Source organism: Pseudomonas sp. NPDC086112 (assembly GCF_044746425.1).
GTDB lineage: Bacteria > Pseudomonadota > Gammaproteobacteria > Pseudomonadales > Pseudomonadaceae > Aquipseudomonas.
In genome coordinates this window covers 228,933-245,414 of sequence record NZ_JBIVCD010000001.1, presented here as the reverse complement: position 1 = coordinate 245,414, position 16,482 = coordinate 228,933, and the positions used below count along the sequence as shown (strand labels likewise).

General features: G+C 59.2%; 15 protein-coding genes. 6 read left to right on the top strand and 9 right to left on the bottom strand.

The features are described 5' to 3' along the window. The first annotated feature begins 274 nt into the window (after window positions 1–274). Window positions 275–1,429, top strand: coding sequence for a MalY/PatB family protein (locus ACIPLA_RS01055; protein ID WP_123494680.1), 1,155 nt, complete (start codon window positions 275–277; stop codon window positions 1,427–1,429). 78 nt (window positions 1,430–1,507) lie between these two features. On the opposite strand, the gene trbK is transcribed toward ACIPLA_RS01055, so the two are convergent. After that, window positions 1,508–1,681, bottom strand: coding sequence for an entry exclusion lipoprotein TrbK (gene trbK / locus ACIPLA_RS01050; RefSeq protein ID WP_218394951.1), 174 nt, complete (start codon window positions 1,679–1,681; stop codon window positions 1,508–1,510). Between the two features lie 180 nt (window positions 1,682–1,861). On the opposite strand from trbK, the gene ACIPLA_RS01045 reads away from it, so the two are divergent. After that, window positions 1,862–2,719: an SDR family oxidoreductase gene (locus ACIPLA_RS01045; protein WP_401170674.1), complete on the top strand. Its 858-nt coding sequence runs from the start codon at window positions 1,862–1,864 to the stop codon at window positions 2,717–2,719. A 146-nt stretch (window positions 2,720–2,865) separates the two neighbouring features. On the opposite strand, the gene ACIPLA_RS01040 is transcribed toward ACIPLA_RS01045, so the two are convergent. From ACIPLA_RS01040 to ACIPLA_RS01030, 3 genes are read right to left on the bottom strand one after another with little or no spacing between them, the layout of a single operon-like run. Next, on the bottom strand, window positions 2,866–3,312 hold the full coding sequence (locus ACIPLA_RS01040) for a DUF421 domain-containing protein (protein ID WP_218394949.1): 447 nt from the start codon (window positions 3,310–3,312) through the stop codon (window positions 2,866–2,868). A 7-nt stretch (window positions 3,313–3,319) separates the two neighbouring features. Then, window positions 3,320–3,838 carry a hypothetical protein gene (locus ACIPLA_RS01035; protein ID WP_401170671.1) on the bottom strand — a complete coding sequence of 173 codons (519 nt, stop codon included), beginning with the start codon at window positions 3,836–3,838 and terminating at the stop codon, window positions 3,320–3,322. Next, window positions 3,835–4,359, bottom strand: a complete 525-nt coding sequence (locus ACIPLA_RS01030) for a CinA family protein (protein ID WP_401170670.1) — start codon at window positions 4,357–4,359, stop codon at window positions 3,835–3,837. The genes ACIPLA_RS01035 and ACIPLA_RS01030 overlap by 4 nt, the downstream gene beginning before the upstream one ends. Before the next feature lie 171 nt (window positions 4,360–4,530). Between ACIPLA_RS01030 and ACIPLA_RS01025 the strand changes: the two genes are divergently transcribed. The 3 genes from ACIPLA_RS01025 (at window position 4,531) to ACIPLA_RS01015 (ending at window position 7,244) form a co-directional block, all read left to right on the top strand. Then, complete coding sequence (locus ACIPLA_RS01025; RefSeq protein ID WP_218394946.1) at window positions 4,531–5,142, top strand: Yip1 family protein; 612 nt, start codon at window positions 4,531–4,533, stop codon at window positions 5,140–5,142. 55 nt (window positions 5,143–5,197) lie between these two features. Next, complete coding sequence (locus ACIPLA_RS01020) at window positions 5,198–6,544, top strand: sodium:proton antiporter (RefSeq protein ID WP_218394945.1); 1,347 nt, start codon at window positions 5,198–5,200, stop codon at window positions 6,542–6,544. A gap of 223 nt (window positions 6,545–6,767) precedes the next feature. Next, on the top strand, window positions 6,768–7,244 hold the full coding sequence (locus ACIPLA_RS01015) for a hemerythrin domain-containing protein (RefSeq protein WP_038983335.1): 477 nt from the start codon (window positions 6,768–6,770) through the stop codon (window positions 7,242–7,244). Window positions 7,245–7,400: 156 nt separating this feature from the next. Here the strand turns inward: ACIPLA_RS01015 and ACIPLA_RS01010 are convergent, their stop codons facing one another. From ACIPLA_RS01010 to ACIPLA_RS01000, 3 genes are all read right to left on the bottom strand, one after another. Further along, complete coding sequence (locus ACIPLA_RS01010; RefSeq protein WP_218394944.1) at window positions 7,401–9,323, bottom strand: PAS domain-containing sensor histidine kinase; 1,923 nt, start codon at window positions 9,321–9,323, stop codon at window positions 7,401–7,403. A gap of 99 nt (window positions 9,324–9,422) precedes the next feature. Further along, a complete protein-coding gene (locus ACIPLA_RS01005) occupies window positions 9,423–11,690 on the bottom strand; it encodes an ATP-dependent DNA helicase (RefSeq protein WP_218394943.1) in 2,268 nt (755 codons plus the stop codon). Next, complete coding sequence (locus tag ACIPLA_RS01000) at window positions 11,687–13,354, bottom strand: VRR-NUC domain-containing protein (RefSeq protein ID WP_218394942.1); 1,668 nt, start codon at window positions 13,352–13,354, stop codon at window positions 11,687–11,689. Before ACIPLA_RS01000 ends, ACIPLA_RS01005 begins: the two co-directional genes overlap by 4 nt. A gap of 208 nt (window positions 13,355–13,562) precedes the next feature. On the opposite strand from ACIPLA_RS01000, the gene ACIPLA_RS00995 reads away from it, so the two are divergent. Next, a complete protein-coding gene (locus tag ACIPLA_RS00995; RefSeq protein WP_007902349.1) occupies window positions 13,563–13,787 on the top strand; it encodes a YgdI/YgdR family lipoprotein in 225 nt (74 codons plus the stop codon). Between the two features lie 94 nt (window positions 13,788–13,881). Here the strand turns inward: ACIPLA_RS00995 and ACIPLA_RS00990 are convergent, their stop codons facing one another. Both ACIPLA_RS00990 and ACIPLA_RS00985 read right to left on the bottom strand, forming a co-directional pair. Further along, complete coding sequence (locus tag ACIPLA_RS00990) at window positions 13,882–14,961, bottom strand: tartrate dehydrogenase (RefSeq protein WP_218394941.1); 1,080 nt, start codon at window positions 14,959–14,961, stop codon at window positions 13,882–13,884. 33 nt (window positions 14,962–14,994) lie between these two features. Continuing rightward, window positions 14,995–16,452 (bottom strand): NAD-dependent succinate-semialdehyde dehydrogenase, encoded by a 1,458-nt coding sequence (locus tag ACIPLA_RS00985; protein ID WP_218394940.1) that lies wholly within the window; start codon window positions 16,450–16,452, stop codon window positions 14,995–14,997. Between the last annotated feature and the right edge of the window lie 30 nt (window positions 16,453–16,482).

The following is a 16,482-nucleotide window of genomic DNA, read 5'->3' as shown; positions in this document are numbered from 1 at the left end:
TTGACTGTGCCGCCCTCTTCGCGAGCAAGCCCGCTCCCACAGGGATTTTGCTTAACTGCCTGGCATCGTGCGTTGGCCGGATTTTTCTGGACGATCACGGTGACGGTAACCTATCTACCGCCACTTAGAACTTTAGACAATGTTGCCGTGCGCCGTCTGAAAACCGACCATCGGCGGCTTGCCGGTCATGCTCTGTTGCGCAATTCGCCAGCGATCAAGGTTGGCGCTTATCATGGCCACCGGATTAACCCCCCTGCCTTTTATGAGACTGAGCATGACTTTCGATTTTGATCAGGTGTTCGACCGCCATGGCACCGGCAGTACCAAATGGAGCCGCTACCCGGCCGACGTGTTGCCGATGTGGGTCGCCGACATGGACTTCGCCGCGCCGCCAGCGATCATTCAGGCGCTGCAAAAACGCCTGGAACACCCGATGCTCGGTTACAGCGTGGCCCAGGATGACTTGCGTGACGCCATCGTCGCCGACCTCTGGAGCAAGTACGCCTGGCGCGTGCAACCTCAGGAGCTGATATTCCTGCCGGGTATCGAGTCGGGGTTCAACATGGCCCTGCATGCGCTGGTTCAGCCGCAGCAGAACGTGGTCGTGCAGACGCCAAACTACCCGCCGCTGCGCCATGCGCCGGGCCACTGGCAGCTGAACAAAGTCGAACTGGATTTCGACGCGTTGGCCGATGGCACCTATGCCACGCCACTCGATACCTTGCGCGAAGCGCTGCAAGGGGGCGGCGCGCTGCTGCTGAGCAACCCGCATAACCCGTTGGGCAAGGTCTTCCCGCGCGAGGAGCTGCAAGCGGTCGCCGACATTTGTCTGGAGCAGGATGCCTGGATCATCTCCGACGAGATCCACTCCGAGTTGTGCTTCGACGGGCGCGTACACATTCCGACCGCCTCGCTCAGCCCGCAGATCGCCAAGCGCACCATCACCCTGATGTCGGCGAGCAAGGCTTACAACATCGCCGGTTTGAAGACTGCGTTCATGATCATTCAGGACGCGGCACTGCGTCATCGGGTCAACAGCGCTCGCTGCGGCATGGTCGACAGCGTCAACCCGCTGGGCCTGGAAGCCACCCGCGTCGCCTACAGCGAAGGCGGCCCGTGGTTGACCGAGCTCATGGCCTACCTGCAAAGCAATCGGGATTATCTGGTGGAGGCGGTTCGTACGCGGTTGCCGGGTGTGACCATGAACATCCCTCAGGGCACTTACCTGGCATGGCTCGACTGCACGGCGCTGGGGCTGGATAACCCGCAGCAGTTTTTCCTTGAACAGGCCAAGGTCGGGCTGAGCGCAGGGCTGGATTTCGGCGATCACGCCCGGCAGTTCGTGCGTCTGAACTTCGGCTGCCCGCGGGCGCTGCTGGAAGAAGGGATCGCGCGGATGGAGCGTAGTTTGCGTAACCGCCAAGCCTGACGCCCCAGGTTGACACCGAAAACCCGATGCCTGTGCTTCGGGTTTTTTATGGGCGATAGGCGCAGCATCGAATCCTGTTCAAGGCGTTATGCGCTCCAAGCAAGCCTTGATGAAGGCTTCCCGCTTCGCATCGTCCGGCAGCTTCATGAAGTTTTTCGGCTCGCAATTCTTCTCGTTCACATCGTATTTGTTTTCGCAGCCGGCGAGACATGCCAACGAGAGTGCCAGTGCAACGAGCGATTGAGTATTCATGAGCAATTCCTCATCGAGTTTCTTGCATCGCATTGAGCCTAACTCATGAGTTGAGTGTATGCAGGAACAGCGAACTTTCCTGTGCGCTAAACCCGTCGGAAGTCCAACCGAACTCAAGACAAAAGACCGGGGTCAACCCCAATGCCATGGTCTTTTGCCTTGAACAGAGGAGATTTTCCGATGACTGACTATCCAAAACCACCCTTCCCGAAACAAAGCCAGCCAGTCCCCGGTGCTCAAACGAAAATGGACCCTTACCCGGATTGTGGCGAGCAGAGCTACAAGGGTTCGGGTCGGCTGGAGGGCAAGATTGCCCTGATCACCGGTGCCGACAGCGGCATCGGCCGTGCGGTGGCGATTGCATTCGCCCGGGAAGGCGCGGATGTGGTGGTTGCCTACTTGAATGAAACTGAAGATGCGCAGGAAACCGCACGTTGGGTCGAGCAGGCCGGTCGTCAATGCCTGCTGCTGCCCGGCGATGTGGCGCAGAAAGCGCACTGCCAGGCGCTGGTGGATAAAACGGTGGAGCGCTTTGGCCGGATCGACATTCTGGTCAACAACGCCGCATTCCAGATGACCCACGAAAACATCGAAGACATCCCGGACGAAGAATGGGTGATGACCTTCGATGTGAACATCACGGCCATGTTCAGGCTCTGTCAGGCCGCGTTAAAACACATGAAGCCCGGCAGTTCGATCATCAACACCAGTTCGGTCAACTCCGACATGCCCAAGCCGACATTGCTGGCCTACGCGGCCACCAAGGGCGCGATTGCCAACTTTTCCGCCGGCCTGGCACAGATGCTGGGACCAAAGAACATCCGGGTAAACAGCGTGGCGCCGGGGCCGATCTGGACGCCGTTGATCGTATCGACCATGCCCGAGGAAGACGTGCAAAACTTCGGCTCGCAAACCCCGCTCGGCCGCCCCGGCCAACCAGTGGAGGTCGCGCCGATCTATGTGCTGCTGGCCTCGGATGAAGCCAGCTACATCACCGGGCAACGGTATGGCGTTACCGGCGGCAAACCGATGCTTTGACGCAACTGGCATGGCCTGCGTTCGGCCCTGTAGGAGCCAGGCTTGCCGGCGAAGGCGCTCTTAAGGACGCCTTCGCCGCCAAGCTTGGCTCCTACGAAAAGCGGTTCATTCGCTTGACTGACTGGCATGGGGGCTTACCCAAGAAATCAGCGCTCTTGAGCAATCACCGAAATCTTGCCATTGCGCTCGATGATGGCGAATTTGATCTGCTCAAGGGTTTCAATGCCCTGGCTCGATCGCGCAGCCTCCATGACATCCGCTTCCACCAGTCGTGCATGGCGCAGGCGCTTGTGCAGGATTTTGCCGTTTTCGACAATGATCGTCGGCCCACCATCGATCAGCCGCTGCACCCATTGCGAGCGCTGTTTGAGCAATGAAAGCCCGACATCGATGGCAATCAGCGTAACGATCACCAGCACCGAATTGGTCAGTGAAAAATCATTGCCCAGCAGCGCTTGTTGGGTCGCCTCGCCGATGATCATCAGCAGTACGAAATCAAACGTCGTCAGTTCGGCCAGCGAACGCCGACCGGCAATTTTGAACAGCACCATTAACGCCAGGTACATCACGGCCGCGCGCAATACTGAATCCATAAGTCACCTAAGGGAAAATGAATTGATCCACCTTGACGGGGGCTGCACCGGGCGAGGCGATATGGCTGCGAAACAGGCCCAGCCCCTCGCCACGCAAAGTCAGGTAAAGACTGGCCTGCCCTTGCGCGTCCGTTTGTACCCACAGTTTCATGCCCTGCTCGCCACTGAGTGCACGCACAGGTTCCGGTTGCAGGGTTTCGATTTCGAAGCCCTCCAGCAGTTTACCGGTCAGTTCCAGCTCAACCGTGGCATCCGGCCGGCCGATCACACTGACCTTCATCGGATTGGTCGAGCCATGACGGTGGAACATCTCGTACTCCACCCGTACCTTGCCATCGCTGCCGTGAACGTCTTGGGAGCTGAGCGGGCCACGGGAAAACAAGCCGAGCAACGCCAACACCACCAGCAGCACCATCACGTACCAGCCCCAGCGCTCGAATCGCCAGACCTTGACCTGATAGGCCATGTCTTCGCGCACCGGAAAATCACGGCTGTGGTATTCGGTGCGGCGGGAATGCTCGTTCATGGGTTTACCCGATCTTGTTCACCGGTCTTGTCACAGGCCAGGGCACGTTTATGAAAAAACGAGATCCGCTTCAAGGCATGTTCGGCGGCCAGTAACTGAACCTTGCTGCGGGACCCGAAAAAGCGATGCTGTTGAGTGAAAACACGCTTTCCTTGCTCAGTCTGATAAGCCCAGGCAAAACAGATGGTGCCGGCCGGAATCCCGTCGATATCTTCCGGCCCCAGGATACCGGTGGTGGCCACGGCGACGTTGGCGGTGCTGTCGAGCAAGGCGCCCAAGGCCATTTCGCGAGCGACTTCGCAACTGGTCAGGTTGAAGGTTTCGATCGTATGGGGGCTGACGTTAAGTAACCGTTGCTTCGCTTCGGAAGAATAGACCACGTAACCGCTCTCGATCAGGTCACCGCTGCCCGGCACTTCGGCCAGCAAGGTCACGATCTTTCCGGCGGTACAGGACTCGGCAGTCGTCAGTCGCAGGTCGTGTTGGCGCAAATATTCGACGACGGTTTGGCTGACGTTCATGACAAAGCATCCAGGCAAGAGGAACTGCTCGGTTGACCTTTGACGCTTGCAAACATTCCCTCGGGCAGACCACCCACGCCCCTGCGATAAAAAATGAACCCCCGGCGACGGATGCACCTCAATACTTTTAGGGGCCCCCTATGCCGGGCCGCTCGCTATCTGGAGGTCGACATGTCCGCACCCTTCGTCAGGCTGTTCACTCAGCCCAATTTCGTCTGGACAGATATTCGGAAAGAAGAGGAAGCGAATCCGCGCCATTACCTCGCTCATTTACTGCTGCTTGCCTTAATTCCCGCCGTGTGCCTGTTTATCGGGACCACCTACGTCGGCTGGAGCCTGGCCGAAAACGAAACGGTCAAACTCAGTGCCGCCAGCGCCCTGCAACTCTGTGGGCTGCTGTACCTGAGCATCATCGTCGGCGTGGTGCTGATGGGGCTGTTCATCCGCTGGATGTCGCGCACCTTCGACTCACGCCCCACCGTCAATCAGTGCATCGGTTTTGCCGCCTACACCGTCACTCCGTTCTTCCTTGCAGGTATTGCCGGGCTCTATCCGAGTCGCTGGCTGGCGATCACCGTGCTGGGGGCCGCCTCCCTCTATTCAACGTTTCTGCTGTTCGTCGGTTTGCCGATCTTCATGCACGAGCGCAAGGAGCAAGGTCTGCTGAATGCGGCGAGCGTATGGGGCGTCGGGCTATTGGTGCTGGTGACTATTTTGGTGGAGATGATTCTGCTCTGGTTCAACTACCTGGGACCTGAGTACGTGCGCGTGACTGGCGTTTGATTTTCCTGAGTCCGCCATTCAACGGCGGTCGGCGGTACACCTCCGAGAACCGGGCATGAGCTTCATTGTATGGGTGGCGGTGTTGGGTGCGGTGCTGCTGACCCTGGCACTGACCTCGTCCTATTTGCGCTGGATGCCGGTGACCACGTCGGCGGTGTGCCTGGCGCTGGGCGTGGCGATCGGTCCGGGTGGCCTGGGCCTGCTGAAGCTGGACATCAAGGATGCGGCGATCTGGATGGAGCACCTGACGGAAGTCGCGGTGCTCTTTTCGCTGTTTGTCTGCGGACTCAAATTGCGCCTGCCGCTGAAGGATCTTCGATGGCGGGTGGCGTTCGGCCTGGCGGGACCGGTGATGATCTTGACCATCATTGGCGTCTGCCTGCTACTGCATTACGGTTTTGCCCTGGCGTGGGGGCCGTCGTTGCTGATCGGGGCGATTCTGGCCCCCACCGATCCGGTACTGGCCTCGCTGGTGCAGGTCAACGACGCCAGGGATTACGACTCGGTGCGTTTCGGGCTCTCCGGTGAAGCGGGCCTCAACGACGGCATCGCCTTCCCTTTCGTGATTCTCGGTTTGTTGTTTGTGCAACAGAGCGGCAACAGCGATGCCTGGCTCGGTGAGTGGGCATTGAAAAGTGTGCTGTGGGCCGTGCCGGTCGGTTTGTTGACCGGTTACTGGATGGGCCACGGCATCGGTCGCTTGACCTTGTCGATGCGCATCCGCAATGCCGACAGCACTATTTCTCCCAACGATTACCTGACCCTGGCCCTGATCGCCCTCGCTTATGTCGCGGCCGAAGCGATCCATGGCTATGGCTTTCTGTCGGTATTCGCCGCCGGCCTGGGGTTGCGACAAGCCGAAGTCAAATCCACCGGCGACGCGCGGATTCCCGCCGAGCATCTGGTGCAACCGGTGGTCGGCCACCAGAACGTCGAACCTGAGGCTGCCGTCCACGGCGACGTGGCGAATCTGCCAGAAACCCAAGTCGCGGCGGGGATCATGATGGGCGACATGCTGGCATTCGGTAGCCTGGTGGAACGGGCCATGGAAGTGTTTCTGGTCACCCTGCTGGGCGTGGTGCTGGTGGGCCACTGGGATTGGCGAGCGTTGGTGGTTGCACTGGTGTTGTTCTGTGCCATTCGCCCCTTGTGTGTATGGATCATGCCGTGGGGGCGCTTGCTGGACGGTCGCCAGCGGCTGTTGATCGGCTGGTTCGGGATTCGCGGGATCGGGAGCTTTTATTACCTGTTCTACGCATTGAATCACGACCTCGGTCCGGCGGCAGCGACGCTGTGCACAGACCTGACGTTGTCGGTAGTGGCGCTCAGCATTCTGGCGCATGGCATCAGTACGCAACCGATGCTGGCCCGTTATGAGCGGCGCAATAAACCGGACGCCTGACACCTTCTCAGGCGAGGCAATCGTTCGGTCAACCTGCATTGAACAGCAACGGATATTCATGCAGGTTGCACGACAAACGCCGTTTTAAGCCGACTTCAACCCACTGTTTTTACTAGCTTTTTATTGGATATTGAAATAGGCACGGGAAATGCTCCAACAATGCGAGCGACAACGGCAGGAAGACCGTTTGCGCTTGACCCGTGACTAAACAAGAGGTTCGATCATGAACGCTATTGACCTGTTGAAAGCCGACCATGAACGCGTGAAAGGCATCCTGGCCCAGTTGAGCGAGTCCACCGAGCGTGGGGTTAAAAAGCGCACCGAGTTGCTGGCCAAACTGGAAATGGAAATCAAGATCCATACCCGTCTGGAAGAGGAAGTCTTGTACCCGGCGTATAAAAAAGCCGGGGGCAAGGAACAGGACGTGATGTATTACGAAGCCAAAGAAGAACATCGCACCGTCGATACGCTGGTGCTTCCGGACCTGAAAACCACTGACCCCTCCACTCTCGAATTTGCCGGTCGCGTGAAAGTGGTCAAGGAGCTGCTGGAACATCACATTGAAGAAGAGGAAAAGGAAATGTTTCCTCAGGCCAAAAAACTGCTGGGCAAAACGACACTCGACGAATTGGGTGCAGAAATGGAAAGCCTGAAAGCACGCTACAAAAAAGAGCTGGGCGCGCCCAATCTCGCTGCTTGATAGGGGTGGGTTAAGGCGCATAACCTGTAGGAGCGAGGCTCGCCCGCGAAGAACGATGACGCGTAATACCTGAAAAACCGCGGCGCATTCTTCGCGGGCAAGCCTCGCTCCTACAGAAATTTCGCTTAACTGCTTAACTGACAGGCATTACCTGACTCACTTCATCGCCAAGGCAATGACTTCCACCAGATTAAGTTGGGTAAAGGGCTTCGACAGGCGTGGAAGTCTGGCTGCGAAGCCTTCCAGGCGCTCCGCATAACCGGTGGCGAGGATGATCGGCAGGTGTGGCCTTATCACCCGAATAGCCTGTGCCAATTGCGCGCCACTCATCTTGGGCATGACCATGTCCGTAATGACCAGGTCAACGTCGTGCTCGCTGTCGAACAGCTCCAGTGCCTGTGCGCCGGACGCTGCACTGATCACCCGATGACCCAGGTCCTCAAGCAACAGGCTGGTACTGGTCAACACCAGACTGTCGTCGTCCACCACCAACACACACAGACGAGGCACCCGCGACATGGCGGCCTCTTCAATAGCGGGTTCGGTGGTCGAGTCGGCTAGCGCAACGGGTAACCAGAGTTCGGCAGTGGTGCCGACGTCCTTCTGGCTTTTGAGGATGAAGCGTCCCCCCAGTTGTTCAGTAAACCCGTGAACCATCGACAACCCCAGGCCTGTGCCTTTGCCGACACCTTTTGTGGTGAAGAAAGGGTCCATTGCCGACGCCAGGGTAGCGTCATCCATGCCCTCCCCTATATCCGTGACACTCAGGCAGACATAGCGGCCTGGCGTCAGGGCGAGTTTCGCCTGATCGCAGATCTCTTCTGTCTGTGCACTGATGACAAGTTTCCCACCGTCGGGCATGGCATCACGGGCGTTGGTCGCCAGATTAAGCACCGCCAGTTCGAGCTGATTGACGTCGGCCATCACCGGTTCAAGTCCAGGCGCAAAGCGGGTTTCTATGCTCACCGCAGGCCCCAGAGAGCTGCGCAACAGCCCGGTAATCCCCTCTATCAGTACTGGTATCTCAACGGATTCGGTCTTGAGTTCCTGACGCCTGGCAAACGCCAGCATGCGCTGGGTCAGGGAAACGCCGCGCAAGGCGCCTTGGGTGGCATTGTCGAGCAAACGGGTAATTCTCGGGTCGTCCGCCGCACGTTTGCGAACGACCTCCAGATTGCCAAGGATAACGGTCAGCAGATTATTGAAGTCGTGGGCAATCCCCCCGCTGAGTTGACCGATGGCCTGCATCTTTTGCGCCTGAAACAACGCTTCGCGGGTTTTCTCAAGGGCTTGCTGGGCTTGGGTCACCTCGGTGATGTCCCGAGTGATCTTGGCAAACCCCAGCAACGTGCCGGTTTCGCCCCAAATCGGGTCGACCACGACATGCGCGAAAAACTGCGTGCCGTCCTTGCGCACGCGCCAGGCCTTGTTTTCGAATCGCCCCTCGCGTGTAGCGATCTCCAGCGCACGCTGGGGTTCACCGGCTTCGCGGTCTTCAGGGGTGTAAAACATCGAGAAATGCTGGCCGATAACTTCTTCGGGCCGGTAGCCCTTGATTCGCTGAGCCCCCAGATTCCAGTTGGTCACGCGTCCATCCGGGGCGAGCATGTAGATGGCGTAGTCGGTGACGCTCTGCACCAGCAGCCGGAACTGCTGCTCACTTTGCTTGAGGGTTTCTTCGGCCATTTTGCGGTCGGTCAAATCCCGGGTGATCTTGGCAAAACCCAACAACTTGCCCGACGGATCGAGAATGGGATCGATGATGACATGGGACCAGAAATGCGTGCCGTCCTTGCGAACCCGCCAGCCTTCGCCCTCGAAACGCCCTTCGTGAATGGCGGTATCAAGGGCGCGCTGAGGCAAACCGGCCTTGCGGTCCTCTTCGGTATAGAAACGCGAGAAATGCTGGCCGAGAATTTCCGCTTCCTCATACCCTTTGAAACGCTTGGCGCCAGCGTTCCAACTGGTGATGATGCCATCGGGGTCAATCATGTAGATCGCGTAGTCGACCACGGCATCGATCAGCAGACGAAAGCGCATCTCCTCGATGGCATTGATCTTGGTCCGGTCATCGCTCATGGATCCCTGCCCTTATTATTGATCTTCTGGAGTATGCGACAAGCCGCACGTTTGGGAATTCAAAAAACCAATACGTGGGTGGGGACACTACTCAACAGGCTAAAATAGCGCAGATTTTATCGACCACCAGCGCGGCAGCAATTGCTTGACCTTGCTCTCGCCAAACCGGTCATCGATCAGCATCACCACCCCTTGATCCTGCTGAGTGCGGATCACCCGCCCCGCCGCTTGCACGACTTTCTGCACGCCAGGAAACAGGTAGGTGTAGTCATACCCGGCACCGAAAATCGCCGCCATGCGCTGTTTCATCTGTTCGTTGACCGGATTGAGTTGCGCCAGCCCCAAAGTGGCAATGAATGCACCAATCAATCGCGCGCCGGGGAGATCGATGCCTTCGCCGAATGCTCCACCCAGCACCGCAAAGCCGACGCCCTGACCATGGAGGGTGAACTGATCGAGAAACGCCTGACGCGGCCCTTCCCCCATTCCCCGGGACTGCGACCACAGCGTGATGTGCGGATGCCGCTCGGCCAGCAACTGCGCCACTTGCTGCAAATAATCGAAGCTGCTGAAAAACGCCAGGTAATTACCGGGGCGCTGGGTGAACTGTTTGGCGATCAGTTCGACGATGGGTTCAAGGGACGCCTGTCGGTGGACAAAGCGGGTCGAAATCTGGCTGACGATGTGCACTTGCAACTGTTCGGCGCTGAACGGCGACTCCACATCAATCCAGACTGTATTCGCCGGTGTACCCAGCAAGTCGGCGTAGTAATGCCGAGGGCTCAGGGTGGCGGAAAACAGTACAGCGCTACGCGCAGCAGTCAGGCGCGGGCGAATGAAAGCGGCGGGCACCACATTGCGCAGGCACAGTTGCGACAGGTTGCGCTTGCGCTCGAGGTCGCGCTTGCTGATGTCGAACAGGAAATGTTCATCGAACAGTTCAGCCACACGGCCGAATTGCAGCATGTCGAAGTAAAAATTCTGCAACCCGCTGTCCAGGCCCTGAGGGTGATCATTCAGGTAGTCGCCGATGCTCGCGCAGCATAAGGACAGCGCCTGAAGCAGTTTTTCCGGGGCTTTGTCGTAGGCTTGATAGGGACTGAGTTGCTGATCATGCAGGGCATTCCATTCACGATTGACCCGTTGCAAGGATCTCTTCAGTGGCTCAGGCGCGGTTTTTCGCACGCTGTTCAACGTCGCCTGGTCGAGGCTGGCGCTGTACATCTGCCGGCCGCGTTCCACCAGATTGTGGGCTTCGTCCACCAGCACCGCGACTTTCCAGTTATTGGCCTGGGCCAGCCCGAACAGCAGCGCACTGAAGTCGAAATAGTAGTTGTAGTCGGCGACTACCACGTCCGCCCAGCGGGCCATTTCCTGGCTGAGGTAGTAGGGACAAACGTCATGCTGCAGGGCAACCTCGCGCAAGGCGCTCTGGTTCAGCAGACTCAATTGGCTGGCGGCCTGACGCGCGGCCGGCAAACGATCATAAAAACCCTGGGCCAACGGGCAGGACTCGCCATGGCAGGCCTTGTCCGGGTGCTCGCAAGCCTTGTCCCGGGCGATCATCTCGAGGACTCGCAATGGCGGAGCGTCGGCGCTGTCGAGGATGACCTGCGCGGCGTCCAGCGCCAATTTGCGCCCCGGAGTTTTCGCCGTGAGAAAGAACACCTTGTCCAATTGCTGTGGCGCCAAGGCCTTGAGCATCGGGAACAGCGTGCCAACGGTCTTGCCGATGCCGGTCGGTGCCTGGGCCATCAGGCACTGACCGGTGCTGACCGCCTTGAACACCGACTCGGCCAGATGCCGTTGCCCGGGACGAAAATCGGCATGGGGAAATGCCAGCTGTTGCGCCGCCAGATTGCGTCCTTCGCGATGGGCCATTTCCTGTTCGGCCCAATGCAGAAACAATCCGCAATGGTGTTCGAAGAACAGCTGTAGTTCGGCGGCGCTGAAGGCCTCAACCAGACAGGTTTCCTTTTCGCTGACGATATCGAAGTACACCAGCGCCAGATTGATGCGTTCCAACTGCAGTTTCTGGCACATCAACGCGCCGTAGATCTTCGCCTGCGCCCAGTGCAACTGCCGGTGATTGGCCGGTTGCTTGCTCAGGTCGCCACGGTAGGTTTTAACTTCTTCGAGGCAGTTTTGCACCGGATCGTAGCCGTCCGCCCGGCCCTTCACCGTCAAGGTTCGATACTGGCCCTCCAGCGCGACTTCATTCTGGTAACCCTCGCTACGCCGTGAGGCTACGGTGCGATGCCCAACGATGCCTTCCAGCGCGGTTGGCGACGGGGTAAAGCGCAGATCGAGGTCGCCGACCTTGGCGGTGAATTCACACAGCGCCCGCACCGCAATGCTATAGCTCACGCGCCCTGCTCCGCCCATTGCACGTAGCACACGGCGATCGGCATCTGGTGTTCGTGACAGAACTCCAGCCAGCGCAATTGATTGTCTTGTAGCCGATCGCCGGGGCCTTTGACTTCGATCATCCGGTAGGTTTTGTCTTGCGGCCAAAACTGGATCAAGTCCGGCATGCCGGCGCGGTTGGCCTTGATGTCGAGCAGCAGGCGATTGAACCAGTGCTTGAGGTGTTCGGCGGGCAGACAGGCAAGTGCCTGCTCCAGCAGTTCCTCGCTCAGCGCGCCCCAGAATACGAACGGTGACTGCACGCCCCACTTGGCGCTGTAACGCTCGCGGACGGTTTGCACATAACGCCCGTCATCAAGTTCGGCGAGGCAGGCCTGGAACAGCTCCGCGCGCCGCGCATGAAAGTCTTCGTTGAGCAGGTCCACCGGCCCGCGCTGGAACGGGTGAAAAAACGCCCCCGGCAACGGCGCGAAGATCGCCGGCCAGCACAGCAGCCCGAACAGCGAGTTGATCAGGCTGTTCTCGACGTAATGCACCGGCGCCGAATCGTCCGCCAGGTGCGCCTGAACGTAAGACTCCACCGACAACGCCGGATCGTGCCGGGGCAGTTGCAGGTCCAGACGCTGCATGGCCCGAGGGGCTGGCCGCTTGATCGGCGGCCCGCCCAGTTTGCGCCGCAGTCTGGGCAGCACACGCAATAAATGCTGATGCTCGGCGGCGCTTTCAGGGGCTTGCTCGGCGTGGATGGCCAGATCCATCGCCAGTTGGTATTCAGCACAGCGCTCCAGCACGCGAATCAACCGCAGACGCGCGCCGGGGTAGGCGCATTGGCGGTAGAGGTTCAGGGCGGTGGAAAAATCCGCGACGCGCTCGCAATGCTGGCCGATCTGGAACAGCAGTTTGCCCCGACGTTTTTGCAGCCAGGGATTGTCGAGTTCCAGCCCGTTGATCTGCTCGACAATCGCCGCCACGTCTTCACCGGCCTCGAAACGCTGCTGGCAGCTGTGCAGGAACAGACAGGCGTCGACGTCCTCGCGACTGCGCAAGCCGCGGGACTCGGCACAGAACTCGACTTTTTCGTAGGTAAAGATGCCCAGGTCGGCCAGCACGAACTCCGACCAGTCCTGGTAAAGATTGCCGAAGAACATCAGCCGCAATCGGTCGCACAGGCCCATGACGGTCAGGCTGAACAATCGATCATTCAGTGCCGGACACCATTGGGCAAAACTGTGTGCTTCGGGAAACTGCTCGCTCAGGGCCGGCAGCCAATCAGTCTTTTTGCCTTTGGGCTGATCGATGGCGCCGCCAAGGCACTGGAGAATCTCGGCCTTGAGCAACACCTCGAACAAGTCCTCGATGTGCAATGGCGACTGCTCATCGATCCAGCCCGATGCCAGCAACGGCGCCGCAGCGTTGTCGATGTCGCCGATCTCGACGTAACTCAGTTTGCCGGCCCTGAAATGCACACCCTTGCGCATCACCAGTCTGACCAGCAAGGCTTGGGACTCGCGGGGCAATCGATTGAAGTCGCGGATGAAATCCTGTTCCTCGAGGCTCAATACATCGGCATAACGATATTCAAGCCAATCAAGCACTTGCATGAAGTTGTTCAAGTAATAGAACGGATCATCGAGAGGTTTTACAATCACGGGCAATAGGGCCATGGCAAACGAGTACTGGTTATGCGTACAGATACCAGCTATGCCCCTCCCGGTGCAAACGGAAAAGGATCAGTGGCGACGCTATCCTACAATTTTCGGGTGACCATCGAACTTTCTGCCATTCCATCGCACCAACCGCGTTAGAGGCACAGTGACGATTGACCTCAAGCGAGGCGTTCGCGCTGTTTTTATTGAGTAAGGAGAGGTGTGTATGAATATCAAGACTCTGGGTTTGCCCTTGGCGGTAGCGGCCTTTCTGGCCCTGGCCGGTTGCTCGACGCCAACGGTTGTTACCCTGCAGAACGGCACTCAGTACTTGACCAAGGACATGCCGAATACCAAGACCGAAGACGGCTTCTTTGAGTTTGAAGATATTTCCGGGGCGAAGGTGAAAGTCCGGGCCGATGACGTGGCCACGGTTCGCAAGGAAGACTGACACAGAACCTGTAGGAGCGAGGCTTGCCCGCGAAGAATGCACCGCGGTTTTTCAGGTATTACGCGTCATCGTTCTTCGCGGGCAAGCCTCGCTCCTACAGCGCTTGTGCAATCGCCTTTCCGACCTCCTGGGTCGAGCCCTTCCCGCCCAGATCCGGTGTGATCGGCCCCTCGGCAATCACCCGTTCAATCGCCTGCAGAATCCCGTCGTGCGCGGCGCGATAACGCTCATCGCCATTGCCCAGAAAATCCAGCATCAACGCACCGGACCAGATCATGGCGATCGGGTTGGCGATATTGCGCCCGTAGATGTCCGGGGCCGAGCCATGTACCGGCTCGAACAGCGACGGAAAACGCCGCTCGGGATCGAGGTTGGCCGACGGTGCAATGCCGATGGTGCCGGCGCAGGCAGGTCCCAGGTCGGACAGGATGTCGCCGAACAGGTTCGATGCCACCACCACATCGAACCGGTCCGGTTGCAGCACAAAACGCGCGCACAGGATGTCGATGTGTTGCTTGTCCCAGGTGATGTCCGGGTACTGCGCGGCCATCAACGCCGTGCGTTCGTCCCAATACGGCATGCTGATGGAAATCCCGTTGGACTTGGTCGCCGCCGTCAGGCGCTTGCGCGGTCGAGTTTGGGCCAGGTCGAAGGCGAACTTGAGAATCCGGTCCACGCCACGCCGGGTGAACACCGACTCTTGCAGCACGAATTCATGCTCGGTGCCTTCGAACATCTTGCCGCCGACCGATGAATACTCGCCCTCGGTGTTCTCGCGGATCACCACGAAATCGATGTCGCCCGGTTTGCGCCCGGCCAACGGGCACGGCACACCGGGAAACAAACGCACCGGGCGAATGTTCACGTACTGGTCGAAGTCGCGACGAAACTTCAGCAGCGAGCCCCACAGGGAAATGTGATCCGGCACTTTGTCCGGCCAGCCCACGGCACCGAAGTAGATGGCGTCAAAGCCCTTGAGTTGCTCGAACCAGTCGTCAGGCATCATCTGCCCGTGTTCCAGGTAATAATCGCAGTGGGCCCAGTCGAGCACTTCGATGCTCAAATCGAGTTGCCACTTTTTCGCGGCGTACTCCAGTACCCGCAATCCTTCCGGCAGAACTTCCTTGCCAATACCATCGCCGGCAATTGCGGCGATTCTGAATGGTTTACTCATTAATCATGCCTCGCAAAATGGCTGTTTGCCGGGTTACAGCCCGCCGATATGGAAGGCTTTGACTTCAAGGTATTCGTCCAGGCCGTACTTGCTGCCTTCACGGCCAAGGCCCGACTGCTTGATGCCGCCGAACGGCGCGACTTCCATGGAAATGATCCCGGTGTTGAGGCCGACCATGCCGAACTCCAGCGCCTCGCCGAACCGCCATGAACGGCGCAAGTCCTGGGTGAAATAGTAGGCGCCCAGGCCATAGGGCGTGGCATTGGCTAACGCGAGCGCTTCGGCTTCATCGGTGAAACGCATCAACGGCGCCACCGGCCCGAAGGTTTCTTCGTTAGCCAGCAACATGCCGGCATGGGTGTCGCCGAGGACGGTCGGTTGGACAAACTGACTGTCGCCCTCGGGAATGCCGCCGCAGAGCAAACGCGCGCCCTGGCTCAGGGCATCGTCGATGTGCCGGGCGACCTTGCTCACCGCTGCCGGGTTGATCAGCGGGCCGATGGTCACGTCGGCGTCCAGGCCATTGCCGACCTTGAGCTTGCCCACCTCTTCCACCAATCGCTGGGCGAAGCGCTCGTAGATGCCGTCCTGCACCAGAATGCGGTTGGCGCAGACGCAGGTCTGGCCGGCGTTGCGAAACTTGCTGAGCATGATGCCCGCGACTGCCTGCTCCAGATCGGCGTCGTCGAACACAATGAACGGCGCGTTACCGCCCAGTTCCAGGCTCAAGCGTTTGATGTGTTCAGCGCTCTGGCGCATCAGCAGCCGACCGACAGCGGTGGAACCGGTGAAGGAAATCTTGCGCACCGTCGGGTTGCCGGTCAGTTCTTCGCCGATGCCAGCAGGCATCCCGGTCAACACATTGAACACCCCGGCCGGAATGCCGACGCGCTCGGCGAGTACCGCCAGGGCCAGGGCCGACAGCGGGGTCAGGTCCGAGGGTTTGACGATGATCGGGCAACCGGCGGCCAGGGCCGGCGCACACTTGCGGGTGATCATCGCATTGGGGAAATTCCACGGGGTGATCGCGGCGCACACGCCCACCGGTTGTTTGAGCGTCAGCAGGCGCCGGTCGCCACTGGGGGCCGGCATGGTTTCGCCGTAAACCCGACGGGCCTCTTCGGCGAACCACTTGACGAAGCCAGCGCCATAACGGATTTCGCCCTTGGCTTCATTCAGCGGTTTGCCCTGCTCGCAGGTCATGATCAAGGCGAGGTCGTCGAGGTTGTCGATCATCGCCTGATACCAGCGCTCCAGCAGCGCCGCACGTTCCGCCGCCGGGCGTACGCGCCATGCAGGCCAGGCGCGTTCGGCGGCTTCGATCGCACTTCGGGTTTGCGCACCTTGCATGGCCGGGACTCGGGCGAGCAATTGGCCGGTGGCCGGGTCGATGACGTCCAGGGTCGCGGCGTTATCGGCGCCGATCCACTGCCCGTCCACATAAGCGAGTTCTGCCAGAAGGCTGGGGTCTTTCAAACGATTCTTGAGCATGGTCGAGTCCTGATCCGAGACATTTCCAGT